General features: G+C 35.6%; 1 protein-coding gene. It reads right to left on the reverse strand.

Annotated features, from left to right (window positions below; genetic code table 11):
* Nucleotides 1–1829: MucBP domain-containing protein (locus B7695_RS06975; RefSeq protein WP_192855750.1), on the reverse strand; the 1829-nt coding region annotated here is incomplete at both ends.

The following is a 1829-nucleotide window of genomic DNA, read 5'->3' on the forward strand; positions in this document are numbered from 1 at the left end:
ATTTCTTTGCCTTCTTCATTCACATAACTTGTTATGACTTGACGGTATACATGTGTTGTATTTCCTTTCTCGTCTTTCTTAGTTTCTTTGTAAATGTACTCTGGAATATCTTTCTTATCTTTCGTTCCTTTGTCTGAAGGGTTGATTTCTTTGCCTTCTTCATTCACATAACTTGTTATGACTTGACGGTATACATGCGTTGTATTTCCTTTTTCGTCTTTCTTAGTTTCTTTGTAAATGTACTCTGGAATGTCTTTCTTATCCTTCGTTCCTTTGTCTGAAGGGTTAATTTCTTTGCCTTCTTCATTCACATAACTTGTTATGACTTGACGGTATACATGTGTTGTATTTCCTTTCTCGTCTTTCTTAGTTTCTTTGTAAATGTACTCTGGAATATCTTTCTTATCTTTCGTTCCTTTGTCTGAAGGGTTGATTTCTTTGCCTTCTTCATTCACATAACTTGTTATGACTTGACGGTATACATGCGTTGTATTTCCTTTTTCGTCTTTCTTAGTTTCTTTGTAAATGTACTCTGGAATGTCTTTCTTATCCTTCGTTCCTTTGTCTGAAGGGTTAATTTCTTTACCTGTTTCATCTACATAAGTTGTTACGACTTTACGGTAAACATACTCAACTGTTGTAACTCCTTTATTGACTTTTCCTATTTCAGGAGCTGATGTTTCAGATTTTTTCACGAATTCATAAACATCACCATTGGCAGTTGTGATTGTTTCTGGTTTCAAGTCTGGTGTGTTTGTGTTGTACTCTTTACCTGTTGGACTTTGAGTTTCAGCTTTGACACTTGTCTTACCTTCAATCACATTACCTTCAGTATCAGTATAGCTTACTGTTACATCACCTTTTTGTAACTCATACTCATAAACGACTTCTTGTTTCGCTTCTGTTACTTTACCTGTTTCTGTAGCTGAACCTTCTTTTAGTCCATTATTTGTTTTAACTAATTCATAAACTAAGCCGTCTTTTGTGAGTGTGTTTTCTTTCGTCGCAGTATAGTCACTTCCTACTTGTCCATTTGTTACTAATGTTACTGGATCTTTTAGGTTTGTTTCTGTGCCTGCAATGACATATTTCACTTCGACATTTCCACCTACTTTTGGTGCGTACTCATAAACGACTTCTTGTTTCGCTTCTGTTACTTTACCTGTTTCTGTAGCTGAACCTTCTTTTAGTCCATTATTTGTTTTAACTAATTCATAAACTAAGCCGTCTTTTGTGAGTGTGTTTTCTTTCGTCGCAGTATAGTCACTTCCTACTTGTCCATTTGTTACTAATGCTACTGGATCTTTTAGGTTCGTTTCTGTTCCTGCAATCACATATTTAACTTCGACATTTCCACCTACTTTTGGTGCGTACTCATAAACGACTTCTTGTTTCGCTTCTGTTACTTTACCTGTTTCTGTAGCTGAACCTGCTTTTAGTCCATTATTTGTTTTAACTAATTCATAGACTAATCCGTCTTTTGTGATTGTAGTTTCTTTTGTCGCAGTATAGTCACTTCCTACTTGTCCATCTGTTACTAATGCTACTGGATCTTTTAGGTTCGTTTCTGTTCCTGCAATCACATATTTAACTTCGACATTTCCACCTACTTTTGGTGCGTACTCATAAACGACTTCTTGTTTCGCTTCTGTTACTTTACCTGTTTCTGTAGCTGAACCTGCTTTTAGTCCATTATTTGTTTTAACTAATTCATAAACTAAGCCGTCTTTTGTGAGTGTGTTTTCTTTCGTCGCAGTATAGTCACTTCCTACTTGTCCATTTGTTACTAATGTTACTGGATCTTTTAGGTTTGTTTCTGTGCCTGCAAT

The sequence above is a fragment of the Streptococcus mitis genome (assembly GCF_002096845.1).
In the GTDB taxonomy this organism is placed as follows: Bacteria; Bacillota; Bacilli; order Lactobacillales; family Streptococcaceae; genus Streptococcus; species Streptococcus mitis_A.